This is a genomic window from Rhodoferax sp. GW821-FHT10B06, from assembly GCF_059415605.1.
In genome coordinates this window covers 128484-154141 of record NZ_JBWKNO010000003.1, presented here as the reverse complement: position 1 = coordinate 154141, position 25658 = coordinate 128484, and the positions used below count along the sequence as shown (strand labels likewise).

21 protein-coding genes are annotated in these 25658 nt (G+C 59.5%); 19 read left to right on the top strand and 2 right to left on the bottom strand.

Annotated elements, in window-relative coordinates; all coding sequences use genetic code 11:
* Positions 1–181 precede the first annotated feature (181 nt).
* The 5 genes from AC07O2_RS06130 to AC07O2_RS06110 are packed head-to-tail and all read left to right on the top strand — an operon-like array spanning position 182 to position 7371.
* Positions 182–1321: an efflux RND transporter periplasmic adaptor subunit gene (locus AC07O2_RS06130; RefSeq protein WP_495074861.1), complete on the top strand. Its 1140-nt coding sequence runs from the start codon at positions 182–184 to the stop codon at positions 1319–1321.
* 11 nt (positions 1322–1332) lie between these two features.
* Positions 1333–4419, top strand: coding sequence for an efflux RND transporter permease subunit (locus AC07O2_RS06125; RefSeq protein WP_495074860.1), 3087 nt, complete (start codon positions 1333–1335; stop codon positions 4417–4419).
* A gap of 25 nt (positions 4420–4444) precedes the next feature.
* The gene (locus tag AC07O2_RS06120; protein WP_495074859.1) at positions 4445–5908 is read left to right on the top strand and encodes an efflux transporter outer membrane subunit; all 1464 of its coding nucleotides are present in this window, start codon (positions 4445–4447) and stop codon (positions 5906–5908) included.
* Positions 5898–6560: a Fur family transcriptional regulator gene (locus tag AC07O2_RS06115; protein ID WP_495074858.1), complete on the top strand. Its 663-nt coding sequence runs from the start codon at positions 5898–5900 to the stop codon at positions 6558–6560. The genes AC07O2_RS06120 and AC07O2_RS06115 overlap by 11 nt, the downstream gene beginning before the upstream one ends.
* Before the next feature lie 40 nt (positions 6561–6600).
* Positions 6601–7371 carry a siderophore-interacting protein gene (locus AC07O2_RS06110; RefSeq protein WP_495074857.1) on the top strand — a complete coding sequence of 257 codons (771 nt, stop codon included), beginning with the start codon at positions 6601–6603 and terminating at the stop codon, positions 7369–7371.
* 61 nt (positions 7372–7432) lie between these two features.
* Here AC07O2_RS06110 and AC07O2_RS06105 read toward each other — a convergent pair whose 3' ends face one another.
* Entirely contained in the window at positions 7433–8485 is a 1053-nt protein-coding gene (locus tag AC07O2_RS06105; protein ID WP_495074856.1) for a LacI family DNA-binding transcriptional regulator, read from the bottom strand.
* A gap of 139 nt (positions 8486–8624) precedes the next feature.
* Here AC07O2_RS06105 and AC07O2_RS06100 point away from each other — a divergent pair, with 139 nt between their 5' ends.
* The 10 genes from AC07O2_RS06100 (at position 8625) to AC07O2_RS06055 (ending at position 22134) form a co-directional block, all read left to right on the top strand.
* On the top strand, positions 8625–10139 hold the full coding sequence (locus tag AC07O2_RS06100) for a sugar ABC transporter ATP-binding protein (RefSeq protein ID WP_495074855.1): 1515 nt from the start codon (positions 8625–8627) through the stop codon (positions 10137–10139).
* Complete coding sequence (locus AC07O2_RS06095; protein ID WP_495074854.1) at positions 10136–11146, top strand: ABC transporter permease; 1011 nt, start codon at positions 10136–10138, stop codon at positions 11144–11146. The genes AC07O2_RS06100 and AC07O2_RS06095 overlap by 4 nt, the downstream gene beginning before the upstream one ends.
* 142 nt (positions 11147–11288) lie before the next feature.
* Positions 11289–12209, top strand: coding sequence for a sugar ABC transporter substrate-binding protein (locus AC07O2_RS06090; protein WP_495074853.1), 921 nt, complete (start codon positions 11289–11291; stop codon positions 12207–12209).
* Positions 12210–12400: 191 nt separating this feature from the next.
* Positions 12401–13414, top strand: coding sequence for a Gfo/Idh/MocA family protein (locus AC07O2_RS06085; RefSeq protein WP_495074852.1), 1014 nt, complete (start codon positions 12401–12403; stop codon positions 13412–13414).
* Positions 13415–13431: 17 nt separating this feature from the next.
* A complete protein-coding gene (locus AC07O2_RS06080) occupies positions 13432–14373 on the top strand; it encodes a sugar phosphate isomerase/epimerase family protein (RefSeq protein WP_495074851.1) in 942 nt (313 codons plus the stop codon).
* Positions 14374–14397: 24 nt separating this feature from the next.
* Positions 14398–15318 (top strand): sugar phosphate isomerase/epimerase family protein, encoded by a 921-nt coding sequence (locus AC07O2_RS06075; protein ID WP_495074850.1) that lies wholly within the window; start codon positions 14398–14400, stop codon positions 15316–15318.
* Positions 15319–15332: 14 nt separating this feature from the next.
* On the top strand, positions 15333–17300 hold the full coding sequence (locus AC07O2_RS06070) for a bifunctional 5-dehydro-2-deoxygluconokinase/5-dehydro-2-deoxyphosphogluconate aldolase (RefSeq protein WP_495074849.1): 1968 nt from the start codon (positions 15333–15335) through the stop codon (positions 17298–17300).
* A gap of 18 nt (positions 17301–17318) precedes the next feature.
* Positions 17319–19190, top strand: a complete 1872-nt coding sequence (gene iolD, locus AC07O2_RS06065; RefSeq protein WP_495074848.1) for a 3D-(3,5/4)-trihydroxycyclohexane-1,2-dione acylhydrolase (decyclizing) — start codon at positions 17319–17321, stop codon at positions 19188–19190.
* A 40-nt stretch (positions 19191–19230) separates the two neighbouring features.
* The gene (iolB, locus tag AC07O2_RS06060) at positions 19231–20064 is read left to right on the top strand and encodes a 5-deoxy-glucuronate isomerase (protein WP_495074847.1); all 834 of its coding nucleotides are present in this window, start codon (positions 19231–19233) and stop codon (positions 20062–20064) included.
* A gap of 168 nt (positions 20065–20232) precedes the next feature.
* The gene (locus AC07O2_RS06055; RefSeq protein WP_495074846.1) at positions 20233–22134 is read left to right on the top strand and encodes a methyl-accepting chemotaxis protein; all 1902 of its coding nucleotides are present in this window, start codon (positions 20233–20235) and stop codon (positions 22132–22134) included.
* 44 nt (positions 22135–22178) lie between these two features.
* On the opposite strand, the gene AC07O2_RS06050 is transcribed toward AC07O2_RS06055, so the two are convergent.
* A complete protein-coding gene (locus AC07O2_RS06050; protein WP_495074845.1) occupies positions 22179–23030 on the bottom strand; it encodes an AraC family transcriptional regulator in 852 nt (283 codons plus the stop codon).
* Between the two features lie 139 nt (positions 23031–23169).
* Here AC07O2_RS06050 and AC07O2_RS06045 point away from each other — a divergent pair, with 139 nt between their 5' ends.
* From AC07O2_RS06045 to AC07O2_RS06030, 4 genes are all read left to right on the top strand, one after another.
* The gene (locus AC07O2_RS06045) at positions 23170–23550 is read left to right on the top strand and encodes a hypothetical protein (protein ID WP_495074844.1); all 381 of its coding nucleotides are present in this window, start codon (positions 23170–23172) and stop codon (positions 23548–23550) included.
* 158 nt (positions 23551–23708) lie between these two features.
* Positions 23709–24125 carry a DUF4148 domain-containing protein gene (locus AC07O2_RS06040; RefSeq protein ID WP_495074843.1) on the top strand — a complete coding sequence of 139 codons (417 nt, stop codon included), beginning with the start codon at positions 23709–23711 and terminating at the stop codon, positions 24123–24125.
* Positions 24126–24212: 87 nt separating this feature from the next.
* A complete protein-coding gene (locus AC07O2_RS06035; RefSeq protein WP_495074842.1) occupies positions 24213–25124 on the top strand; it encodes a LysR family transcriptional regulator in 912 nt (303 codons plus the stop codon).
* Between the two features lie 11 nt (positions 25125–25135).
* Positions 25136–25378 (top strand): EexN family lipoprotein, encoded by a 243-nt coding sequence (locus tag AC07O2_RS06030; RefSeq protein WP_495074841.1) that lies wholly within the window; start codon positions 25136–25138, stop codon positions 25376–25378.
* The last annotated feature ends 280 nt before the right edge of the window (positions 25379–25658 follow it).

Below are 25658 nucleotides of genomic sequence, written 5' to 3'. Positions count from 1 at the left end.
GCTTTTGAATTCCAATCAGTTCTTGCGAATCTGTTTGGCTGAAATGAAGAATATCTTGACCAGATTTCGCAATGTCGATTGCGTGATTCCCTCTTACTCTTCTTGGCATCGTGGCTCCATCCATCTCTAGCGTGCATGGCTTGGCGTCGTCAATAAATCACTTTTGCCAAGGACTGACCCTATGAATTTCCTCCCGAGCGCTGGCCCTGCGCGCATCGCAAAGCCAGTAGCGATTGCAGCTATCGGCTTGATTGCTATTTTTGGGGCGCTGTACACCTGGCGTCAAACCCACGCGGCCCCAGCAGGTCACTTTGAAATGCCGCCGCTGCCGGTATCGACCATTAAGGTTCAACCCCGTAGCGCGACCAATGAACTACAAGCCATCGGCAGTCTGCAAGCGGTACGGGAAGTGCTGCTGGCGCCGGATACGGCGGGACGCGTGACGGCCATCCATTTCGAGGCCGGGCAAACCGTTAAACAGGGCGATGTGCTGGTACAGCTCTATGACGCCCCCGAGCAAGCTGATCGCGCCGCCGCTGTTGTCAAGGCCGACTTTGCGCAACTGCAACTGAAACGCTCGGAGGGCTTGGCACCTAGCGGTGCCGAGCCGCGCGAATTGCTGGAGCAGCGCAAGGCGGAAGCCGACCAGGCGCTTGCAGCGATCAAGCAACTGGATGCACGCATTCAACAGAAAACCATCCGGGCACCGTTTTCTGGCCAGATCGGCATCCGCCGCATCAATCCGGGCCAATACCTCAATGCCGGTGATGCGATTGCCACGCTGACGCAACTGGATCCGCTGTACCTGAATTTCACGCTGCCGCAACAGGAGCTGTCTAAGTTGAAGGTGGGGGCGTCCGTCCGGGTGTCCGTCGATTCCGCGCCGGACCACTTGTTTCAGGCCAAGGTCAGCAGTGTCGAGCCTCGTATCAACGGCGAAACCCGCAATGCCGTGGTGCAGGCACAGTTGTCCAATCCGGACCGCCTGCTTAAGTCGGGCATGTACGCCACTGCGCACCTGCAACTGCCCTCCACGGAAGACGCCATTGCCCTGCCGCTGACGGCTATCCAGACCTCGGCTTCCGGCGACAGCGTTGTGCTGGTGCAGGAGATCAATGGCGAGGGCCTTGGCAAGGCCGTGACGGTGCCCGTCACGACGGGGCGCAGGTTGGGCGAAGAGGTGCTGCTCACCAAGGGCGTGAAGGCCGGAGACGTGGTGGTCACTGCCGGTCAAATCCGCTTGCCGCCTGGTGCGACGGTCAAGATCACACCTGCAGTTGCAAGCGCCGCCCCTGCGGGGAATGTCGCGTCGGCTCGGTAAGGGAGAACGGAATGCATTTCACCGACATCTTCATTCGACGACCTATTTTGGCCTTGGTCGTCAGTCTGCTCACCCTGCTATTGGGCGCGAGCGCGTTCTTCCTCCTGCCTGTGCGCCAGTACCCCAGCCTGGAGAATGCCACCATCACGATCAGCACCTCATTTCCGGGGGCGACGCAAGAGGTGATGCAGGGCTTCGTGACGACGCCGATTGCGCAGTCCATCGCTACAGCGAGCGGCATCGAGTACCTGAGTTCGACCACTACGCAAGGCAAGAGCGACATCAAGGCCCGGCTGGTGTTAAACGCCAACGCCGACCGTGCCATGACCGAGATCCTCGCCAAGGTACAGCAGGTCAAGTACCAGTTGCCGGCGGGGGTGACCGACCCGGTCATCAGCAAGTCCACTGAAGGTGGCACGGCCGTGCAGTATGTGGCATTTTTCAGCGACACATTGTCGATCCCACAGGTGACCGATTTCGCCACACGGGTGGCGCAGCCCATGTTCACTGGCATTCCTGGCGTGGCCTCGGCCGACATCATGGGTGGTCGGACGTTGGCCATGCGCGTCTGGATCGACCCGGTGCGGCTGGCAGCGCGCGGCTTGTCTGCCGGTGAAATATCGGCCGCGCTGCGCGCCAACAATGTGCAGGCCGCCCCAGGACAACTTAAGAGCGCGCTGACCATCACCAACATCAGCGCAGGAACCGATCTGCGTGATGTCGAGGACTTCCGTCAGATGGTAGTCAAGGCCAGCCAGGACGGAGGAGTGGTTCGCTTGTCCGACGTGGCCACGATGGAGATCGATGGTCAGAACTACAACGGAGCAGCCTTCGCTACAGGCACCCCGGCCATCTTCATCGGTATCCAGCCCACACCGGATGGCAACCCAATTGATATCGTCAAACACGCCAACGAACTGATACCCAAGATCCGTGAAATGGCACCACCGGGACTGAAGGTAGAACCCAACTACGATGTTGCGCGTTTTGTGAATGCCTCCATCGAGGAAGTGAAGCACACGCTGATCGAGGCCATCGTGATCGTCATCGTGGTGATCTTCCTGTTCCTCGGCTCCTTCCGCGCGGTGATCATTCCCGTCGTCACCATCCCCTTGTCCCTGGTAGGGACAGCCGCGCTGATGCTGGCCTGTGGCTTCTCGATCAACCTGCTGACTCTGCTGGCCATGGTGCTGGCCATTGGCTTGGTGGTGGACGATGCCATCGTGGTGGTGGAGAACATCCACCGCCATATCGAGGAAGGCCTGACACCGGTGCGCGCGTCGCTGTTGGGTGCGCGAGAGATTGTGGGGCCTGTGATTGCAATGACCATTACGCTGGCCGCAGTCTATGCACCCATCGGGCTGATGGGTGGACTTACCGGCGCGTTGTTCAAGGAATTCGCCTTCACCCTGGCCGGATCGGTCTTGGTGTCAGGTGTGATCGCGCTGACCCTCTCGCCCGTCATGAGCTCGATGCTGCTGAGCCCGAAACAGAACGAGGGCCGTCTGGCGCAGTTCATCGAGCACCGCATGGAGCGCCTGACCGCTGTCTACGGTCGACTGCTGGCGCATACGTTGGCTGCACGCGGCGCAGTGCTGTTGGTCGGCGTGGCTGTGCTGGCTGCGATCGTGGTGTTGTTCAACGGCACCAGCCAAGAGCTAGCGCCGACCGAGGATCAGGGTCTTGTTATCGTCTTTACTAAGGCTCCACAGTATGCGGGGATTGGTTATACCTCCCACTATGCTGCACAGATAGAAAAGCTGTTCGCCAAGATTCCGGAATATGCAAGTGGCTTCATGCACGTGGGCGGCATCGCTGGCGGGCAGAACAATATGTTGGGTGGCGCAATCCTCAAGGACTGGTCCGAGCGCAAGCGCTCGGCCACCGAGATCCAGGGCGAAATCCAAGCGGCAGGCATGGCCATTGAGGGTGAAACGGTAACCGCCCTGCAGTTGCCTTCGTTGCCTGGTTCCAGCGGTGGTCTGCCTGTGCAGATGGTGCTGCGCTCGCCGGACGACTTCAAGACGCTCTACGAGACTGGCGAGAAGATCAAGCAGGCGGCCTATGCCAGTGGTCTTTTCCTCTATGTGCAAAACGACCTGGCCTTCGATAGCGCACAGGCGCGCATCACGATCGATAGCGCCAAGGCCAGCGAGATGGGTGTCACCATGCAGGCCATCGCTGACACGCTAGCGGTACTGGTGGGCGAGAACTACGTCAATCGCTTCAATTTCCACGACCGCTCCTATGACGTGATTCCGCAGGTGCGCGGCAGCGAACGTATGAACCCGGAGGACCTCGGTCGCTTCTATGTCAAGGCCACCTCCGGTGCTTTGGTGCCGCTGTCGACGGTGACCCACGTGGAAATGCATCCGCAGGCTAACCAACTGACCCAGTTCGGTCAGATGAATTCCACAACGCTCGAAGCCTTGCCGCGTCCAGGTGTCAGCATGGGCGAGGCTGTGGCATTCCTCGAATCGCAGCAGTTGCCGGTGGGCACCAGCGTGGACTGGCTCAGCGACAGCCGCCAGTTCGTGCAGGAAGGTAACCGCCTGCTGGTCTCTTTCGTGTTCGCGTTGGTCGTCATCTTCTTGGTGCTGGCCGCGCAGTTCGAGAGCCTGCGCGATCCCCTGGTCATCTTGGTCACCGTGCCGCTGGCCGTCTGCGGCGCGCTGGTTCCGCTGTGGCTCGGCTACGCCACGCTCAACATCTACACGCAAATCGGCTTGGTCACGCTGATCGGGCTGATCTCCAAGCACGGCATTTTGATGGTGACCTTTGCCAACCACATCCAGCATCACGAGAATCTCAGCCGCATCGAGGCGATCGAGAGGGCCGCTGCGGTGCGCATGCGACCTGTGCTGATGACCACCGCAGCCATGGTGGCCGGCCTGGTGCCGCTGCTGTTCGCCGAGGGCGCGGGAGCTGCTAGCCGCTTTGCCATTGGTATCGTGGTGGTGATGGGCATGCTGGTGGGGACGCTGTTCACGCTCTTCGTATTGCCTACGGTTTACAGCTTCTTGGCCAAGGACCACCGGGCTGCGGCGGAAAGCCCGCGTGTCCGCGAACTCGCCTCTGTGGAGGTGTCCAGTGTCTAAATTATTTCGCGACTCTTTCACCCCCATGACCATCTCTCTGTGCTCGGCCCGTTTCCCCTCACGAACCATGGCTGCTACGGCGTTGGCCGCCGCTGCCCTCGCCACCGGATGCGCGAGCGGTCCGGACTACCACGCTCCCACGATGCCTGACACGGCAGTGAGCCCCTTCGTGAGCCGGATTGCGGCGTCCGACACCAGAATTGCGGCTGCCGACACCAATACACCGATGCCGGTAGATTGGTGGAAACTTTACGAGAATCCTACGCTTAACGGTCTGGTGCAAGACGCCTTGTCAGCAAATACCAGTCTTCGGATGGCGCAGGCCAATCTGGCGCGTGCGCGGGCGATCTTCGGCGAGGCACGCAGCGGGCTGTTCCCATCGACCACCGCCTCGGCTGGCGCAAGCTATGGCCGCGACCAGACCTCATGGACCGGCAGCGGCCAGGCCCCAAAGCAGTGGAGCTACAGTGGTGGCCTAGACATCTCCTACGAGGTAGATCTCTTCGGCCGCGTACAACGTGACATCGAAGCCGCGGGCTACGACACCGATGCCGTGGCCGCCGCCGTTGACGCAGCGCGCGTGGTGGTCGTGGCCGAGACAACACGTGCCTATGTGGACGCCTGCACACTGGGCGAGGCGATCGAGGTGGCCAACTCATCCATCGCTTTGGCGCAGCGCAGCCTCGGGATCATTGTCGAGCAGGAGCATGCCGGCTCAGGTTCACGTCTGGACGTGGAACGGGCCGGGGTGACCGTGGCCCAGGCCCAAGCTGCCTTGCCTGCGCTGCAGGGCCAGCGCGAGTCCGCCTTGTTTGAGCTGGCAGCACTCACTGGTCGAACGCCGGCGCAGGTGCCGGATGCGGCACGCGCATGTATCAAAGCTCCGGAAATCGCCAGTGCTCTGCCGGTGGGTGACGGTTCTGCGCTGCTGCGCCGACGCCCTGACGTGCGGCAAGCCGAACGTCGGTTGGCGGCTGACACGGCGCGCATTGGCGTGGCCGTGGCGGACCTCTATCCGCAGATCAGCTTAGGCACATCGGCCAACTATCTGCGCAACGACTTCCTGAAGGGCGACCGTACCTTTTCCTTCGCGCTGGGGCCGCTGATTTCGTGGAGCTTTCCTAATGTGATGGTGGCGCGCAGCCGTGTCGAACAGGCCAAGGCGCAAACCTCGGCCTCGCTGGCCAGCTTCGATGGCACGGTGCTGAATGCCTTGAAGGAGTCCGAGCAGTCCCTCAGCACCTACGGTGCTGCGCTTCTGCAGCGCAACGCATTGATTGATGCTCGGGCACGCGCGGAAAACGCATTCAGGCTGGCAGACCAGCGTTTCCGCAGTGGCTCCATCAGCTACCTGGACGTGATCGTCGCGCAGACGAGCTTCATCAATGCCAGGTCGCAAGTGGCTGCTGCAGACCAACGGGTAGGTTCGGCCCGCGTGTCGGTGTTCAAGGCGCTGGGGGGCGGTTGGGAGGGTGAAGATGTCCAGTAAGCCGCGACTTCATGAGGAATCCAGCATCCCCTTACATATGGAGCATCCCCTGGCAATTGATCTGATGGCTGCGTTCGCCCGCCGCAACACAGTACATACAGATGTCGAGACGAAAGCGCAAGTCGAGAGCGTGAGATCGACATCACCTAGCAACGAGCAAGAGAGGGCTGCTTTACGCCATATAAGGCGCTTACGCACCGTGCAGTTGCGAGCCACTGTCATGCGTGTGCGCGTCCTGAACGTGCTGGAGCAAAGCTCTCCCGATTACCTCGACGTACACCAGATTCTCCATGTATTCCACCAGCGGTTCGGTATCGTCGCGCCAGCAACAGTCTACCGGGCACTCAAAGAAATGACACAGACAGGATTATTGCTTCGCACATGGGGTGAACATGGCCGTGCACGGTACAGCAACGCGCCTGAGGGGCCACATACGCAGATGGATACCTTGGTGTGTCGATGCGGAAAGCGGAAAGTCTTCATCAAGAACCTGAAGTTGCATGCGCACTTGAACGTGCTTGCGAGCCAGGAGGGCTTCGTCCTCCAAAGTGATTCTGTATTCACGATCTCGACGGTCTGCGCAGGATGCAAGGGCGGCCCCCCGACCAGGCCTCGCGCTGCAGGGGCCGCGACGTTAGCGAGCGGTCTATGACGCCGACGCCCGGTGACATTCATTCGATGGAGCAAAAAATATGACTGAATACGCCACACCAGAAGCCGCTCGCAACACGACACCCATCGGCAAGCGCATGGGCCTGCTGGAAACGGCAGTGCAAAAGTTGTTTACGCGGCCAGCCCGCGTGATCACCATTGAGGACTTTGGCGAAAAGTTCAGATTAATCACGCTTGGCGGCGACGCGCTCAAAGGGGGCGAATGGACACCCGGCGACAAGATCCAGTTGCAATTCGGAGGCTGGGTGCAGCGAACCTACACGCCGCTGGATTGGAACCCGACCCAAGGTCGTACCCGAATCCTGGTCTACATGCACGGCGATGGCCCCGGCTCGCAGTGGGCTCGCGGACTGCGCACGGGCGACGGTTGTCTCATCTTCGGTCCGCGCCGATCTATTGACCTCACGAAACTCCAGTCCACCCCCTCCTACATGTTTGGCGATGAGACCTCGTTGGGCTTGATCTCCGCGTTGAATGGCGTTATCCCAGGGACTATGTCAGTGCAAACCTCTCTGGAGATATCGGCGTCCAGCGAGACGCTGGCCGTCATCAAAGCGCTGCGCCTGGATAAGGCTCACATCAGCGTACGCACAGAAAGCGAGGCACATTTGTCGGAAGTGGAGTCGCACGCTCTTGGGCTGCTCCAAACACATTTGGTCACCTCGTTTGTATTGACCGGCAAGACGACTTCCATTCAAAGAATTCGCCAATTTCTGCGCCAGCATCGCGGTAGCAATGGCCAGTACCAGATCAAAGCCTACTGGGCGTTGGGTAAGAAGGGACTGGATTAATAGTGGCAGCCATGCGCGACAGCATGGCGGTTACTTTGGACGAGACGTTAAACGCAAGCAACTAAACGCTTTCGGGCGTTTGGGTGTCCAGTGGCACCACGCACTGCTGCAAGCCCATGCCGGGCTGGTTCAGCACGTTGACCATCATCTCTACCAGTCCCTTGGCCAGTCGCGGCAAGGGATGCGACAGCGTGGCGTCCAGGTCGCCCGCTCGCAGCCCCTGGCGCACGTGCTCTGTGAGTTCCCGCACCACGCAGATCGGCCGGGTGCCAGGTGTAGCGCTGTAGTGCTCGCGCAGCGCCCGCACCACACCGTCGATGCCGCTGCCGGTGACAAATACGCCAACGATGTCCGGGTGCCGGTGCAGCAGATCGCGCGTGCCCTCTTCGGCCAGTTGGTCGCTCTCCAGCGTGAACAGCGGCTCCATCAGCTCGAAGCCCGGCGCGTGTTCGCGTACATAGGACCGAAAACTCATCTCGCACACCTCCTGGCACTGGAAGCGGTGGCTGCCGACGAAGGTCACCAGCTTGCCGGGCGTAGGCGCCATGTGCGTGATCAGCCAGGCCGCGGTGCGGCCCACGCTGCGGTTGTCCAGCCCCGCATAGCCGGCGCGGGCCGGGGTGCTCAGGTCGGAGATCAGCGCAAACACCGGTATGCCTTTGGCCTTAAGGCGCTCGACCTCGGCCCAGATCAGCGGATGGTCTACAGCCACCACGGCGACCGCGTCCACCCGCTCACCCAACTCGCGCAAACGCAGCGACACAGCCTCGGGCGAGAGGTCGTCCATATAGCCAATCTGTGGCTCGGCGCAAAACTCGCTGTATTCCTCGGTGGCAAAGGCCAGCGATTCGCCCAGCTCCTGGTAGAAGGCCGCGTCGGTGCGCTGCAGCAGAAAACCCAGGGTGTGGCGCACGCGCTTGCCGTGCACCCGCTCGCGGATCACGCCGGCCGCATGGAAGCCTATGGATTCGGCCACTTCGTGGATGCGCTGGGCGGTGTCAAGCCGCACGGGTGCCCGGCCATTGAGCACGCGATCGACGGTGGACAGGCTGACGCCAGCGGCTTTGGCCACGTCGGCAATGGTGATTCGGCTCGAATGTACTGTGTTTGACATATAGCTTTCAATACTAACCCTAATGAAATGCTAGTTTATGACAGTTTTCATTTCCTTTTAGAACTTTTTTTCTATCGCACTCCTAGAATTCACCACAGAGCGCGGCCAAGCCAGCGCCGAACAAGGAGACAAAGTGCTGATGAAAGTCAAAACCGACGACCTGGTGCTGGAGATGCGCAAGATCACCAAGTCCTTCCCCGGCGTGAAAGCGCTGGACGGCGTGCAGCTGAAGGTACGCGCCGGCTCGGTGCATGTGCTGGTGGGCGAAAACGGCGCCGGCAAATCCACGCTGATGAAGATACTGAGCGGCGAGCATGCGGTGGATTCGGGCGAGATATTCTTCAAGGGCGTGCAGCTCAGCCACCAGAACACCCGCGCCGCGCTGGAGCTGGGCATCGCCATGATCCACCAGGAACTCAGCCCGGTGCTGGACATGACCATCGCCGAGAACATCTTCCTGGGCCGCGAGCCCATGCAAAGCAAGTGGCTGGGCCTGTTCGTCGACTTTGAGCGCATGGCCAGCGAAACCCAGGCCCTGCTGGACCGCTTGGGCCTGCCTTACCGCGCCGGCCAGAAGATGCGCGAACTCAGCATCGCCGGCATGCAGCTGGTGGAGATCGCCAAAGCCATCTCGCGCAACGCCGCGCTGGTGATCATGGACGAGCCTACCTCGGCCATCAGCGACACCGAGGTGGCGATGCTGTTTCGCCAGATCGCCGATCTGAAGGCGCGCGGCGTGGCCATCATCTACATCACCCACAAGATGGACGAGATCTTCCAGATCGCTGACGACATCACCATCATCCGCGACGGCCAGTACGTCGGCTCGGGCAAAGCGGCCGACTACGACCAGAACAGCTTGATCGGGCTGATGGTGGGTCGCACCATCTCCAGTATCTTCCCGAAGGAAACCGTAGCTATCGGCGAAGTCGCCCTGTCGGTGTGCGGCGCGACCCGACACGGTGTATTCCAAAACATCAGCTTCGAGGTGCGCAAGGGCGAGATCCTCGGCCTGGCCGGGCTGATAGGCGCCGGCCGCACCGAGGTGGTCCGCGCCATCTTCGGACTGGACAAGCTGGACGCGGGCGAGGTTTGGCTGGGTGGTCAGAAGCTGGAGCTGAACAAGCCCACCGACGCCATCCGCCGCGGCATCGCCATGGTGTCCGAAGACCGCAAGGCCGAGGGCCTGGTGCTGTGCCGTTCGGTGCAGGAAAACATATCCCTGGCCAATCTGGAAAAATTTGCGCCACGGTTATGGCTAGATTTAAAAGCCGAAAGCGAATCCGGCCAGCACATGCGCCAGCTGCTGCAAATCAAGACAGCAGATTTAAACACCGTCGTAAATACCCTGAGTGGCGGTAACCAACAAAAAATTGCGATTGCCAAATGGTTGCTGCGTGATTTAACCGTTCTGATATTGGACGAACCGACCCGTGGTATTGACGTGGGCTCTAAATCCGAAATCCACAAACTCATGACCCAGTTTGCCAAGCAGGGTCTGGCCATCATCATGATTTCCTCCGAATTGCCCGAGATATTGGGCATGAGCGACCGTATCGTGGTAATGCAGGAGGGAAAACTGCGCGGTGAAATAAGCCGTGCGGACGCTACGCAAGAAAAAATAATGACTCTGGCCACAGGAGCACACGCATGAGTACCGCAATCCAAAACCTCCAACCCAAAGAGACAAACATGATGCTAGCAAAAATAAGAAATATGGGCTTTGCCGAGATTTACCGAAAATACGGGACCATTTTGATATTCATCGGTATTTTCGTCTTGTCGTCATTTTTGAATGAAACATTTCTGACCACGGGCAATTTGACCAACGTCCTGCGCCAGGTGGTGGTGGTGAGTTTGCTGGCTTGTGGCGTGACCTTCATCATCATCCTGGGCCATATCGATGTGTCGCTGGGTTCGGTGGTAGCGCTGACTGGCACCATCGCCGCCAGCGTGATGTCCCAGACGCAGAACATCTACTTGGCCATTGCCGCCGGAATTGCTGTCGGAATCGTAGTGGGATTGATCAACGGATATGTCATCACATATTTCAAGATCCCATCCTTCATCATGACTCTGGCCATGACCACCGTGGCGCGGGGTGCGATTCTGCTGTACACGGCAGGCGTACCGGTCAGCGGCCTGGGGGATTTTCAAGTGATTGGCCAAGGCAATATCGGCCCCGTGCCTATTTCGGTCTTGATATTGATCTTCGTGGTGATGGTGTCCTGGGTATTATTGAACCGCACCAAGTTTGGCCGTCACGTCTATGCCGTGGGCGGTAATGCCAAGGCCGCGTTGGCATCGGGCATCAACACCGATGGGGTATTGCGTCGGGCCTTTGTATTCAACGGTATCTTGGTCGCCATTGCCGGTATTGTGCTGATGTCGCGAATTAATTCGGGACAGCCCGCCGCCGGTGTGGCTTATGAATTTGACGCGATTACCGCCGTGGTGGTTGGTGGCACCAGTTTAATGGGTGGCACCGGCACGATTACCGGAACGGTGATTGGCGCCATGATTATCGGCGTCATCAACAATATCTTGAACCTGATGAATGTCAGCTCGTACTGGCAGCAAATCGTCAAGGGCGTGATTATCGCAGTGGCCGTGATTCTGGATGTAAAAACAAAATCGGGCAGCGCGCGCAAAAAATCCTGAACTACACCAGTTCCAACTTTGGAGGATTCTCTATCGAGCGACGAAATACCCAGGCTTATCCGGTCATATGGTTTTGAGACAGCCGTGACCCGGTGCATATCTGCACCAAACCATCCATAAATATTCCCAAGGAAATCAAGCCATGAAAAAATTCATTTACACCTTTGCCGCCTGTGCCGTCATGATGGCCGTTACCCCTGGCGCGGCTTTCGCCCAGGCCAAGAAATTCGTCGTCGGCTACGCCAATCTGGCCGATACCGATGTGTTCACCATGAGCCGCAAGACAGCCTTCATCGACGCGGCCAAGGCCAACGCCAATGTCAGCGTGTCGTTTGCCGACGCCAACGGCGACATCAGCAAGCAGCTGGATCAGATCGACAACTTCATTGCCCAGAAGGTCAATGCCATCGTGATCGTTCCAGTCGACTACCAGGGCATCGTGCCCGGCGTGGAGAAGGCCAACAAGGCAGGCATCCCGGTGATCGCGCTGGGCATCGAGTCGGCGGGCGGCAAGTTCACCTTTGTTGGCTCCAAGAACCTGGACGCCGGCCGCATGCAGGGCGAGTTCATGGCCAAGCAGTTGCCCAAGAACGCCCAGATCGTCTACCTGCAGGGCCAACCCGGCCTGTACCACTCCAAGGAGCGCCTGGAAGGTTTCACCAAGGCCATGGCCAGCCGCACCGACGTAAAGGTGCTGGCGAACCTGCCCGCCAACTACGACCGTGCCGAAGGCATGAAAGTGACCGAGGACTGGGTGCAGAAATTCCCCAAGTTCGATGCGCTGATTGCGGCCAATGACCAGATGGCCCTGGGTGCGCTGCAGGCGCTCAAGTCCGCTGGCCGCAAGGGCGTGCTGATTTCCGGCATTGACGGCACCGCCGACGCGCTGGCCGCCATCAAGGCCGGTGACATGGCCCAGTCCATCTTCCAGAACGCCAAAGGCCAGGCTCAGGGTGCGTTCGAAGTCGTGCAGATGATCGAAAAAGGCCAGCCTTTGCCCAAAGAAAAGCTGATCCCGTTCGAGTCCATCGTCAAAGACAACGTCAACAACTACAGCAAATAACTCCCGGCCCGAAGGCAACACCTCCGGGTTTTTCATCCCAACGACTCACCACCCAACGCAGCGCACAACGGATCTCATGCCAGGAACCCGTGGAATCGGCTTTGCCGGGCCACTGGGTTCGCCCCCTGCAAGGGGGGGGGGCGAAGACACGCAGTGCGTAGCCTGGGGGTGAGCCCAACTTAGACAACTCCATGGAACTCCGAATTGGCGTGATTGGTTGCGGCGCAATTGGCCAAGACCACGCACTGCGCATCCACCGCAAACTCAGCGGTGCGCGCATTGTTGCCCTCAATGACATCAACCTGGCTGCGACGCACGCCTTTAACGATACCTCCCGCCTGGGCGCCAAGGTGTACGAAAACTACCAGGATCTGGTCAATGCAGCCGATGTGGATGCGCTGCTGATCGCCTCCTGGGGTCCGGCCCATGCGGACCAACTGCTGGCCTGTATCGCCGCCGGCAAGCCGGTATTCTGCGAGAAGCCCATGACCACCTCGGCCGAAAGCGGTCTGCGGATCGTGGAGGCCGAAGTCAAGGCCGGCAAGAAGCTGGTGCAGGTGGGTTTTATGCGCCGTTACGACGCGGGCTACCGCGCCCTCAAGAAGACATTGGATGCCGGCACGATTGGCGATGCGCTGATGGTGCACTGCGCCCACCGCAACCCCAGCGTGCCCGAGATGTACGTGGGTGATATGTGCATCACTGACACCTTTGTGCACGAGATCGATGTGCTGCGCTGGCTGCTGGACGACGACTACGTCACCGCCCAGGTAGTCGAAGGCCGCAAGAGCCGCAACGCCCATGTCGGTTTGCACGACCCGGTCATGGTGCTGCTGGAAACCAGCAAGGGCATCCGCATCGACACCGAAATCTTTGTCGGCTGCCGCTTCGGCTACGACATCCAATGCCAGGTGGTGGGCGAAGTGGGCGCGGCCCATCTACCCGAACCCGCCAGCGTGGCACTACGCCTGGAAGGACGTGCGTCCACCGCCATTCAGACCGATTGGAAGCAGCGCTTCATCGACGCCTATGACGTCGAATTACAGGAATGGATTGACGACACCCTGCGCGGCCAAGTCAATGGCCCCACGGCCTGGGATGGCTACTTCGCCTCCGCCACCGCCGAAGCCTGCGTGGAAGCGCGCCACAGCAAGGCCATCGTGCCGATCCGTTTGGCCGAACGCCCCGCTTTTTATTCCAAGTAATCTCTCAGGAAACCACCGTGAAACTCTCCATCTGCACCGACGTCTACAACAATCTGTCCTACCCCGACATGCTGGACAAGGTCCAATCCCTGGGCGTGAACGCCGTCGAAATGACCGCTGGTGGCTGGGCCACCTGCCCCCATGTACCCACGGCCCAGCTGCTGGCCAGTGAAAGCAAGCTGCAGGCCTTTCAGGCCGAGCTGGAACAGCGCGGTATGGAAATCGCCGCCCTCAACTGCTCCGGCAACCCGCTCAGCCCCGGCGAAATGGGCGAGAAGCACACCCAATCGACCTACGACACCATCGTCCTGGCGGGCAAGCTCGGGGTCAAGAAGATCGTGATGATGTCGGGTTGCCCAGCAGGCGCTCCCGGCGACAAGACGCCGAACTGGATCACCTCCACGGTATCGTGGCCAGACTATATGGCGCCGGCGCTCGAATACCAGTGGAACGAAGTGGCCATCCCCTGGTGGAAGAAGTTCGCCGAACACTGCAGGGCCCACGGCGTCGAACAGATCGCCATCGAAGAATTTCCCTGCATGCTGGTCTACAACCCAGCCACGCTGTGGCGGCTGCGCAATGCGGTCGGCCCCATCGTCGGCATGAACCTGGACCCCTCGCACCTGATCGCCATGGGCGCCGACCCCATCGCCGCAGCGCGCAACCTCAAGGGCGCGCTGTTCCACATCCACGGCAAGGATGCGCGCATCGAGCGCGGGCTGTGCGATGTCAACGGTCTACTGGAAACCCAGCCCGTCACGGCCGCCGAGAGCCGCAGCTGGAACTACGTGGCCGTGGGCTGCGGCAAGGACCTGCAGTGGTGGAAGGAGTTCTTCTCGGTCTGCCGCATGGGCGGCTACGACGGTTATGTCTCCCTGGAAATGGAAGACCTGACGATGTCGATAGAAGCCGGGGTTCTCACCTCCATCAACGCCTTGCAGCAAACCATCAGCCAGTAAACATAAATCACACAAGGACACGCCATGAAAATTGCCCTCGATCCCTATATGCACCGCCACCTCTCGCTGCCCGAGATCTGCCGCAAGACGGCAGAACTGGGCTACGAGTACATAGAACTTTCGCCGCGCGCCGACTTTCTCGAATGGTGGGCCCAGCCGCGCGTCTACCCCGAGCGCATCCAGGACTTCAAGAAAGCCCTGAAGGACCACGGCGTCAAGCTGGCCACCCTGCAGCCCATGTACCGCTGGTCCAGCCCGCTGGAAGACGAACGCCTGGCAGCGATGCGCTACTGGAAGAAGGCCATCGAGGTGGCGGTGGAAATGGAGTGCGACACCATGATCTCCGAGTTCGGCCGCGGTGCTTCGCCCGAGCGCTCGGCCAACCAGAACTTCAATACGCCCGAGGCTTGCGAGGCGGCATTCTGGCGTTCCATGGACGAACTGATTCCGATCTTCGAGCGCGAAGGCGTGGTGCTGTCGATAGAGCCACACCCGGAGGACTGGATCGAAACCATGGCTCCCGCCATGGATATCGTGCGCTCCATCGATTCGCCGCAGATCAAGCTGTCGTACATCGCGCCGCACACCTACTACTACGGCGACGATATGGCGGCCATGCTGCGTGCTGCCGCCCCGATACTGGCCCATGTGCGTGTTGCCGACACCTTCAACCACAAGGCCTCGTCGGCAATGCGTTATACGGTGAACCCGCCCGGCGCCAAGGTGCGGGTGCACCAGCATCTGGACATGGGCAAGGGCGAACTCGACTGGAACCTGTTTTTCAGCACCTTGGCCGAGATCGGTTTTGACGGCGTGCTGTCCAGTTGCGTGTTCGGCTGGGACGAACGCGCCGATGACTCGTCGCTCTTCATGCGCAGCGAGATCCAGCGCTACCTCGACAAGCACTGCGGCAGTGCAAAGCCGCAGGCCCAAAAGGAAAAATGAAAGACATCTTGATCATGAGCACTTTGAACTTTCCTGAGGGACGTCCCATTGATTTGGCCTGCCTGGGACGCTTGGCTGTAGACCTTTACTCGCAGCAGTTTGGAAGCCGGCTGGAAGATGCCCGCTCCATGGCCATGTACCTGGGCGGAAGTTCGGCCAACCAGGCCTTTGGTGTCGCACGCCTGGGACTCAAAAGCGCGATGATTTCACGGGTTGGCAATGAGCAGATGGGCCGTTTCCTAACCGAAACGCTGGAAAAGGAAGGCTGTGACATTAGCCAAGTGCAAATCGACAATGAGCGGCTGACGGCACTGGTCCTGCTGGGACTCAAGGACCGCGACACCTTCCCCTTGCTCTTCATGCGTGAAAACTGCGCTGACATGGCCATTGATGCCGCCGCCATCAGCGAAGACTTCATCGCCCAATGCAGAGCCTTGGCCATCACCGGCACCCATCTGTCCACCCCTGGCACGCGTGCGGCGTCTGCTGCAGCGCTTGCCTATGCTAAGAAGCACGGCGTCGTTCGTGTTCTGGATATTGACTACCGCCCGGTCCTGTGGGGCCTGACACCCCGCGGCGCTGGTGAAAACCGCTATGTCGCTGATGCCCATGTCACCCAGCAGTTGCAAGAGATGCTGGGTGAGTTTGACTTGTTGGTGGGAACCGAAGAGGAATTCTTCATTGCCGGCGGTATGGCGGATGACCTGGTTGCCAGCCTGCGGGCGGTACGCAAAGTGAGCAATGCAACTTTGGTGGTCAAACGGGGCGCACTGGGTTGCTGCGTGATAGCCGGAGACATTCCGTTCCACATCGATGCTGCGACCACTATCAAGGGCGAGCGCGTAGAGGTGCTCAATGTATTGGGTGCTGGCGACGCATTCCTGTCGGGTCTTCTTGCCAGTCTTCTGCAGGGCAAAGATTGGGCGCAATCTACCCAGGTGGCCAATGCCTGCGGCGCTATCGTGGTGTCGCGCCATGCCTGTTCAGCGGCCATGCCCACGCAGGCCGAATTGGCGCATTGGTTCAGCGGCAGCCGCAACCCCAAGGTGGATGCAGACGCCCAACTAGCGCATTTGCACCGCGTCAGCGTGAAGCGCACGCGATGGGACGAGATGTGCGTCATGGCCTATGACCATCGCAGCCAGTTCAAGGACATGGCCAAGGAAGTCGGTGCCAACGAATCATTGATCCCTTATTTGAAAAAGCTATTGGTTCTCGCAACAGAAAAAGTGGAGAAGGAATGCCAGCTGCAAGGGCACATGGGTGTCTTGATTGACGGCAGCAGCTTGGGATTGGATGCCTTGGCCACGGCGACCGGTCGCGGTTGGTGGGTGGGGCGCCCTGTGGAGCTGCCAGGCTCGCGCCCCTTGCGCTTCGATGAAACCAAATCCATTGGCAGCGCTTTGATCCACTGGCCGACAGAGCACGTTGCCAAGTGTCTGGTGCATTACCACCCGGACGACGCCGCTGAGCTGCGGCTGGAGCAAGAAGCCGCGGTGCAGGAACTATGGGAGGCAACACGAGAGTCCGGCAATGAATTGCTGCTGGAAATCATTTTGCCCAAGGACATGGTCAAGGCGGGAGAGGAAGATTCCGCCGTGCTGTGCGCAATCGAGCGCTTCTACAACCTGGGCATCAAGCCCGAATGGTGGAAGCTCGCACCCATGCAGGAAGCCGGCTGGGCTGCATTGCGAAAGATGCTGGAGGAGCGCGACCCGTATTGCCGCGGCGCGGTGATTTTGGGATTGAACAAGCCTTTGCAATACCTTGCCGACAGCTTTGCGGATGCCACGAATCCTGTGGTGAAAGGGTTTATGGTGGGACGCACCTTGTGGGCGGACGCCTCCAAGCGCTGGCTCAAAAGTGAGCTCAATGACCAGGGCTTCATCGACGAAGTAGCCACCAACTATGCCACCCTGGTGCAAGCCTGGCGTGGACGCAAAAGTGCTGCAACCCGCAATTCCATGAAGAAGGCCGCCTGAGTCTCTGGATATCCCATTATGAAAACCAAACGTCTCACCACGTCCCAGGCACTCGTGCAGCACCTGGCTGGCCTTCGCATTGAAACGGCGGACGGCAGAACAGAACCTTATTGCGGTGGTGTCTTCACCATCTTCGGTCACGGCAATGTTGCAGGCCTGGGGGAGGCGTTGTATGCACAGCACGACTCCTTGCCGACCTTTCGCGCCCACAACGAACAGGGTATGGCCCTGGCCGCAGTGGCGTATGCCAAAGCGAACTTGCGCCAACGCATCATGGCGGTGAGCACCAGCATTGGGCCAGGGGCCACCAATGTGGTGACCGCAGCCGCTGTTGCCTATGTCAACCGTTTGCCGGTGCTGATCTTGCCAGGCGACACCTTCGCCACCCGCACGCCGGATCCGGTCCTGCAGCAGATCGAGAATTTTCAGCAAGGCGACATGAGCGCCAGCGACACCTTCCGTCCGGTGACCCGGTACTTTGACCGCATTACCCGGGCAGAACAAATCTTGACTGCGCTGCCGCGTGCCATTCAGGTGATGACCGATCCTGCGGCCTGCGGCCCGGTGTGCCTGTCTTTGCCACAAGACGTGCAGGCCCACGCCTTTGATTGCCCGCTGGACTTTTTGGAACCGCGCCTGTTGCACTTCCGGCGGCCGCCTGCGGACCCGCGAGAAGTCGCCAGCGCCGCTGCTTTGCTCAAGACATGCAGGAGGCCGTTGATCGTGGCCGGCGGCGGCGTGCTCTACAGCCAGGCATGGGAAGCCCTGCGCGCGTTTGCGGAAAAGCATGGCATTCCTGTGGCGGAGTCCCATGGCGGAAAGAGCAGCCTGAGGTGGGATCACCCTTTGAATGTAGGTGGCATTGGCGTGGATGGTGGCCCCGCCGCGAACGCGGTGGCCCGCGAAGCGGATCTGGTGTTCGCCGTGGGGACACGGTTGCAGGATTTCACCACCGGATCGCATGCCTTGTATGCCCAGGCCAAATTGCTGAGTCTGAACGTTCAGCCTTTTGATGCGGGCAAGTGGGGCGGGCTTGGACTGGTCGCCGATGCGCGAACAGGTCTGGAGCAGTTGACCGAGGCGATGGGCGACTGGAGGGCAGACCCTGCCTGGACAAAAACTGTAAAGCTTCAGGCCTCGGCCTGGGTGTCGCGCGTGACCGAGTTGACCGCTGCCGTCCCCCCAAAAAACGTATTGCCCTACGACGCCGAAGTCATCGGCGCTGTGCGCGACTCGCTCAATGATGCAGGCGGAGACAGTGGCAAGCGCGACGTAGTCGTCTGCGCCGCAGGCACCTTGCCCGCCGAGTTGCACAAGCTGTGGCGGGCCACGCTTCCGGGCAACTACCACGTCGAATACGGCTACTCCTGCATGGGCTATGAAATTGCCGGTGCACTGGGCGCAAAGATGGCCCGGCCCGATCAGGAAGTGATTGTCATGGTGGGCGATGGCTCGTACATGATGATGAACTCCGAGCTGGCCACCTCGGTGCTGCTGGGGCAAAAACTCATCGTGGTGGTGCTGGACAACCGCGGGTATGGCTGTATTGAGCGATTGCAGATCAAATCTGGCAGCGCAAGCTTCAACAACATGCTGGACGACTGCGTGCCCGAGGGCGGCAACAGAAGCACCATCGACTTTGCGATGCACGCGCGCAGCATGGGCGCCGAGGCGATACACGCCAAGGATGTGGATGAGCTCAAAACCGCCATGGTCAAAGCCCGCGCATCGGAGCACACCTTTGTGGTGGTGATCGACACCACGCACCACCGCATCACCGAAGAAGGCGGCTGCTGGTGGGAGGTGGCGATTCCCGAGGTATCCGGCCGTACAGAAGTCAACGACGCACGCTCCCGCTATGCCGCGGCAAAGCTGGCACAGCGTGTCTGAGCGCTTGGCACTTATCCATTCTCATTTTCAGGAAAAAACCATGGTCAGCCCCTTACTCGCCAAAGCCGCGCCCGCCGGGCGCGAAATCGTCAATGTCACGCCCGAGCGCGCGGGTTGGAGCCATATCGGCTTTCGCGCCCTGCGCCTCGGCCCCGGCGACGTGGAATCCGTGCAAACCGGCAGCCGTGAACTGTGTATCGTGGTGCTGGCCGGCACTGTGGATGTGATGGTGGACGGACAGACCCATGCGGGTCTGGGCACCCGCCAAAGTGTGTTTGAGAAGGTATCGCCCGCCGCGGTGTATGTGCCTGCCGGCAAAACGGTGCAGATCGTGGTGGCGGCCCAGTGCGACCAGGGGGCGGAAGTGGCCTTGTGCAGCGCACCGGGCGGAGCCGACAGCGCCCGGCGCCAGGTGCGGGTGATGGATTCCAAGGCCATGCGCCGCAGCGTGCGCGGCCAAGGCACCAACACCCGCTATGTGTGCGACATCCTGCCCCATGACGACCCTACGGCGGCCCACTTACTGGTGGTGGAGGTACTGACGCCGGCCAGCCACTCCAGCAGCTACCCGCCCCATAAACACGACGTGGAGCAGCCTCCGGTGGAAACACTGCTGGAAGAAACCTACTACCACCGCCTCAATCCGCCCCAGGGTTTCGCGTTCCAGCGCGTCTACACCGATGACCGCAGCCTGGACGAGGCCTGTGCCGTCGAAGATCACGACGTGGTGATGGTGCCGCGAGGCTACCACCCGGTGGTGGCACCCCATGGCTATGACCTGTATTACCTCAATGTCATGGCCGGACCCAACCGCTTTTGGGTGTTCAAGAACGATCCAGCGCACGAGTGGATGCTGGCTCCCGCCGTCGTTTAGCCCGCGAAAGCCGAAACCCTCGGGGTGGTGTCGCACAAGACGCAGCAAAAAGAATTTCGGATGGGGGTCGCAAAACACGATCTGCGCAACCGGCGATACGGATAAAAAAACAAGGTGACCGAGATGAAATTCATGCGGAAAAATTCCGTCGCACGCAGGCTTGCACTTTTGTCCCTTTTTGGACTGGCCGCAGTGCTGGTGGCTGTTGGTGCTGCGCTGGGCTTTATCGAACACCAAAGCACCCACGCCTTGATGGTGAATTCCATTGCGGAGCGTGCACAAAGCATTGTGGCCGTGGCCGATGCTTCTGATCAGATCAACCGTGCGCAGGTGTTGCGGTCTTACCGCAGTTTCCGGCGGGATTTTGAAAGCAACCCCGAAGTCGACGAGGCGACGGGCGAGTTCAAAAGCCTGGGCGTGGTGATCAACAACGATTTTGGCTCAGTGGAAAAATACGCCAGGGAAACTGCCGGGGTTGCCACCGTATATGCCAAGAAGGGTGCGGACTTTGTATCCATCAGCACCTCGCTCAGAAAAGACGATGGCACGCGGGCCATGGGCGTGGTGCTGGAGCCCACCCATCCAGCGTACCAGCAGGTACTGTCGGGCAAGGCCTATACCAGTGCCGCTGTGCTGTACGGCAAGTCGTACATGACGCACTACGAGCCGGCAAAGAACGCGGCTGGCACGGTAGTAGGGGTTTTCTTTGTTGCCAGCGACATCTCCTTGCAGCAACAGGTGCTGGAGAAGCAAATTCAGGAAATCCGTTTTTTTGAGACGGGCGGCGTATACCTCATCGACGCCACTGGCCCTTTGACCGAAGCCCGCTTTATCGGGCACCCCAGGGCCAAGGGCAAAAAGGTGCTGGAGGTCTACCCCCAAGCCCAAGCCTTCCTGGAAGCTCTGCAGAACAACCCTGATGGATACGTGCGCAAGGCCTCGAACTTGTTGGGCGAAGACGCGCAAGACACCTGGGCGGTCATGCGCAAAACCAAGGCAGGCAATGGCTGGCTGGTCGCCGAAGTGTCGGAACGTGAATCCATGGCGCAGTACTGGTCCAATATGCGCATCATCTGGGCCTTGCTGCTGGGCACCGCCTTGCTGCTGGGCGCTGGGCTCTTTGTGCTGGTTCGCCGCACGGTAAGTGTGCCCCTGGGGGAACTCACCACGGCAGTCACGCTGGTGGCCCAAGGCGACCTGACCCAGGCATTTCATACCGACCGCAAGGACGAAATTGGCTCTCTGGTCACCGAGGTAGAAGGCCTGCGCCAGTGCTACCTTCGGGCCTTGTCCCAAGTCCGCGCATCGGTGGAAAGCATCAGTAATGCTAGCACCGAGATCGCCAGCGGCAATCAGGATCTGAGTATGCGCACCGAGCAAACCGCCAGCAATTTGCAGCGCACCGCCTCCAGCATGACCCAACTCACCGGCACGGTGAGGCTCTCTGCCGATGCGGCCCGCCAGGCCAACCAACTGGCTGCATCGGCAGCGGCCGTGGCAGCACGGGGCGGCGACGTCGTGGGCGAGGTGGTGTCCACCATGAATGACATCAACCAAAGCTCCAAAAAAATTGCCGACATCACCAGCGTGATCGATGGCATTGCGTTCCAGACCAATATCCTGGCTCTCAATGCCGCGGTCGAAGCCGCTAGAGCGGGTGACCAGGGTCGGGGCTTTGCGGTGGTGGCCAGCGAAGTGCGCAGCCTGGCGCAGCGCAGCGCAAGCGCCGCCAAGGAAATCAAGTTGTTGATCAGTGCCTCGGTCGAGCGCGTGGAGTCGGGTTCCCGCCTGGTGGAAAACGCCGGCAGCACCATGGATGAAATCGTCGGCTCGGTCCAGCGGGTCAGGGACATCATCGGAGAGATCAGCGCCGCAGCAGCCGACCAGTCCGACGGAATAGGGCAGGTCAACAGTGCGGTCAATGAGCTGGACCAAATGACACAACAAAACGCCGCCTTGGTAGAGCAGTCGGCAGCCGCCTCCGAGAGCCTGCGCGACCAGGCGCACAACCTGGCGCAGGCGGTGTCCATTTTTAAACTTAACGCCGTTCCCGCGGGACTATTGCCCTGAATCCCTATCGATTTCAGCGTTGAGCGCTGGAGCTATTGCGCGTCCTAAATCGTGTCCTGCAGCACGATACCTGGAACTGGCGGTTGCTCTCGGATATCACTGGACGCCCCCATGCGTTCAGCAAGGTAGCGCGCTGGCGGCTTGCCAACAGCCTTGCGGAACATGGTGACAAAGCCGCTGGCGTTTTCGTAGCCCAGATCCAGCGCGACGGTCTGCACGCTCTCGCCTTTAGACAGCCGTTGCAGCGACAAGATGACGTGCAATTGCCGACGCCAGCGCCCGAAGCTCATACCGATCTCCTGTAGCAATAGCCGGGTCATGCTGCGTTCGCTCATGCCGATACGGACAGCCCACTCACCAATCGAGGTCTTGTCCGTTGGGTCCGTCAGCAACAGGTCTGCCAAGCGGCGTAACCGAGGATCGCGAGGCATAGGCAAATGCAAGTCTTCGACCGGCGCCACAGCCAGTTCGTCCAGAAGCGTAGCGATCAGTCGGCCTTCGGGTCCCTTGATCGCATACAGCTTGGGAATGCCTGCGGCTTTAAGGAGAAGTTCGCGCAGCAATGGCGAAACGGCCAGCGTGCAGCAGGTCGTGGGGAGGTCTGGCACGGCATTGGGCTCAACGAATAGGCAATAGCATTCTGTTTCGCCCGACCCGCGCGCCGCATGGGGAAGGTTGCCGGGAATCCAAACGGCGCATTGGGGGGGAACGATCCAGACGCCATCCTCCACTTTGCAATTGATGATGCCTCGCACCGTATAGAGCAACTGCGCCTTGCGATGTTGATGCTGTGCATGCTCCCACTCCTTGGTGACCCCCGCAGTCCCCCACGCCATCACGGGACGCGCGACAGCATCGACGTCAATGGTGGTCGTCAGATCGCCGGGTTCTGGCATAGGCACGGTACGTTCGAGACGGTTTGGCACTGGAATTTTTGATTGGCTGGAATGAATAACATTGTGACGTTTTTATGCAATGACGTCTAGTCATGCGCCAGCTATTCTGACGGCATCTTTAATCAAGGAGTCTCAATTCATGTTTATCGACAGCTCTACCTTTCCTCTTGTTTGGATGCGACAAATCGCCTTGGCCGAAGACCCCGCTCAAGCACCTTTTGACGAGTTTGCCAACTTGCTCGCACGCAAACAAGCTTTCGTCCTTCTAAGTGACGAGGGATTTAACGACCATGAACACACTCAAGAAGAGCGCAAAAAAACTTCGCTCTGGATGAAGAAGAACAAAGCCGAAATTCGAGCATTCATCAAGGGGATGATTCTGATCGAACCGAATGCGGGGAAGCGGTTCGCGAGTAAGGCCTTTGCCATCATGTTCGGCAAGTTCTGGGGTTATCCACTGCTGGTTACGGCCACCCAAGAAGAAGCAATGGGAACGGCGCAGAGGCTCCTAAAGGACTGACCAGAGCGTCGCAACTCCTCATGTTCTGGAACTGAGGGGCGCACGGCAACATCTTGCTATCCCGAGTTACGCATACCGTGGAGCTCAGTTCCGCGGTGAAGGCAATCAATCCACGCAATAGCGTAGTGATTCTTATTAATTTTAAAAGAGATGACATCATGAACACCACAAAAATACTGGCTTCCACCGTAATCGCCTTGGCTTCGGCAATCGCCGGAAGTGCTTTTGCGCAAACCTCTGACAACCAGTATCCCATCACTGATTCCAGATCAGGTACTCTGACGCGGGCACAAGTGCAGGCCGAGCTGGCTCAGGCAAAGGAAAACGGCACATGGTCAAGCTTGGACAATGACAGCAGCTATCCCGTCGTCGTTAATACTGGAACGCCAAAAACTCGTGCGGACGTACGGGCTGAGTTGGCTCAGGCAAAAACAAACGGCACATGGTCAAACTTGAATAATGACAACAACTATCCCGTTGTCGTTAACCCAGGAACGCCTAAAACCCGTGCGGAGGTGCAGGCTGAACTGGCGATAGCGCAGAAGGACGGCACCATGCCTTACTACAAGAATTAAGGATGTTCTGGTGCCCGCATCGATTAAATATTGAGCCGGGACACGTTGCCAATTGTTGAGTCATCAACCATAGATAGGTCAGACAACATGGAGCTACGTCATCTTCGTTGTTTTATCGCAGTGGCCGAAGAGTTGCACTTCGCCCGTGCAGCTGAACGCCTGCACATTGAGCAGTCGCCGTTGTCACGGACTATCAAGGAACTGGAATCTTACTTGGCCGTGCAGTTGTTCGAGCGGACGACGCGAAGCACACGGTTGACCTGGGCGGGTAAGGTCTTTCTGGAAGAGGCTCATCGCATCTTCGCAGCTATCGATCAAGCCAAAACCAGCGTAAAGGCGGCGGCTACCGGTTATCACGGTCGGCTGCGCATCGCGCTGTCCGATGGCATCGCCCAGCCACGATTGTCGGCTTTGCTTGCACAGTGCCGCGAAGATGAACCAGAGGTGGAGATTCGTTTGTCAGAAACACCGCTGTCGCAGCAGATAAAGGGGCTGCACGGCGACCTGTATGACGCGGGGTTTGCACTATCTGATGAAGTAGGCGAAGGGCTCATCGCCGAGGCCATATGGAGCGAACCACTGGTAATTGCTGTGCCGGCGCGCCATCCACTCTTGGTGCACCGGCGCATCCCGCTCGACGAGGTGTTGCGATATCCGCTGGTGTTGTGCCATCCCGAAATTTGCGAAGGCTTCTGGCAGCAGGTCAATCGGGTGCTGCGCACGGTAAATGCGAAACCCATCGTGGCGGATCGTGTGCCGACGCAGGACTTGATGATGACGTTGGTCGCAGCCGGTTACGGGTTGGGGTTCACGGGCGAAAGCCAGATCGCCGCATGCCGCAATCATGATGTGATTGCTCGTCCGCTGACTGGTCGCTCGCCAATGCTAACCACCTACCTCCTGCGACCAGACGCCGAGCCCTCCGAACAGTTGAGCCGCTTCATCGACAGGGTGAGCCCTGTCGATGGCCAAGCATCGAACTCCGCTACCGTTCAATGAAAGGTCATGCCGTGAAGATGATTGATGTCCTGATGCTCGCGGTACTATTGACCGCCTGCGGCCAGTCTGCCCCCACGGAGACGGTCGATTCACTGGCCGCCAACCCCGAGCGGCTAAAGGAACTGCGCGCGCAGTGCAAAGCCGATCGTTCCAAGCTGGGCGATGCGCTGTGTAATGCAGTGGCCGAAGCCACACGCAAGCGCTTCATGGGTAACGGCACGCCCTACACCCCCAAGCCGGTCCCCAAGAACTGATCGTCTCGTGCAGATAGTGACATTACGACTGGCCAGTGCCTGTCGTATGGCCCCGTGTGTATCGATTCTTTGCGTCGGCAAAAATATTTCAATAAATCACCATACACGCCGCAATGCGCATCCGCTTGCGGCGTTTTTCTTGTCTACGCCCCTGCTGGGAATCTTTCTTTTTCTCCATGGATTGTGCCGATAACGGTCTTTGACCGGCACTGACCCAACCTCGAACCTCATGTCTGCGGCACGTCTTTGTGCGCGCGCTGTGCAGAAGAAATTCGGAGGT

Coding starts and splice junctions, on each gene's coding strand:
- AC07O2_RS06130 (WP_495074861.1), top strand. CDS start 182: ATGAATTTCCTCCCGAGCGCTGGCCCTGCGCGCATCGCAAAGCCAGTA.
- AC07O2_RS06125 (WP_495074860.1), top strand. CDS start 1,333: ATGCATTTCACCGACATCTTCATTCGACGACCTATTTTGGCCTTGGTC.
- AC07O2_RS06120 (WP_495074859.1), top strand. CDS start 4,445: ATGACCATCTCTCTGTGCTCGGCCCGTTTCCCCTCACGAACCATGGCT.
- AC07O2_RS06115 (WP_495074858.1), top strand. CDS start 5,898: ATGTCCAGTAAGCCGCGACTTCATGAGGAATCCAGCATCCCCTTACAT.
- AC07O2_RS06110 (WP_495074857.1), top strand. CDS start 6,601: ATGACTGAATACGCCACACCAGAAGCCGCTCGCAACACGACACCCATC.
- AC07O2_RS06105 (WP_495074856.1), bottom strand. CDS start 8,485: ATGTCAAACACAGTACATTCGAGCCGAATCACCATTGCCGACGTGGCC.
- AC07O2_RS06100 (WP_495074855.1), top strand. CDS start 8,625: ATGAAAGTCAAAACCGACGACCTGGTGCTGGAGATGCGCAAGATCACC.
- AC07O2_RS06095 (WP_495074854.1), top strand. CDS start 10,136: ATGAGTACCGCAATCCAAAACCTCCAACCCAAAGAGACAAACATGATG.
- AC07O2_RS06090 (WP_495074853.1), top strand. CDS start 11,289: ATGAAAAAATTCATTTACACCTTTGCCGCCTGTGCCGTCATGATGGCC.
- AC07O2_RS06085 (WP_495074852.1), top strand. CDS start 12,401: ATGGAACTCCGAATTGGCGTGATTGGTTGCGGCGCAATTGGCCAAGAC.
- AC07O2_RS06075 (WP_495074850.1), top strand. CDS start 14,398: ATGAAAATTGCCCTCGATCCCTATATGCACCGCCACCTCTCGCTGCCC.
- AC07O2_RS06070 (WP_495074849.1), top strand. CDS start 15,333: ATGAGCACTTTGAACTTTCCTGAGGGACGTCCCATTGATTTGGCCTGC.
- iolD (WP_495074848.1), top strand. CDS start 17,319: ATGAAAACCAAACGTCTCACCACGTCCCAGGCACTCGTGCAGCACCTG.
- iolB (WP_495074847.1), top strand. CDS start 19,231: ATGGTCAGCCCCTTACTCGCCAAAGCCGCGCCCGCCGGGCGCGAAATC.
- AC07O2_RS06050 (WP_495074845.1), bottom strand. CDS start 23,030: ATGCCAGAACCCGGCGATCTGACGACCACCATTGACGTCGATGCTGTC.
- AC07O2_RS06045 (WP_495074844.1), top strand. CDS start 23,170: ATGTTTATCGACAGCTCTACCTTTCCTCTTGTTTGGATGCGACAAATC.
- AC07O2_RS06040 (WP_495074843.1), top strand. CDS start 23,709: ATGAACACCACAAAAATACTGGCTTCCACCGTAATCGCCTTGGCTTCG.
- AC07O2_RS06035 (WP_495074842.1), top strand. CDS start 24,213: ATGGAGCTACGTCATCTTCGTTGTTTTATCGCAGTGGCCGAAGAGTTG.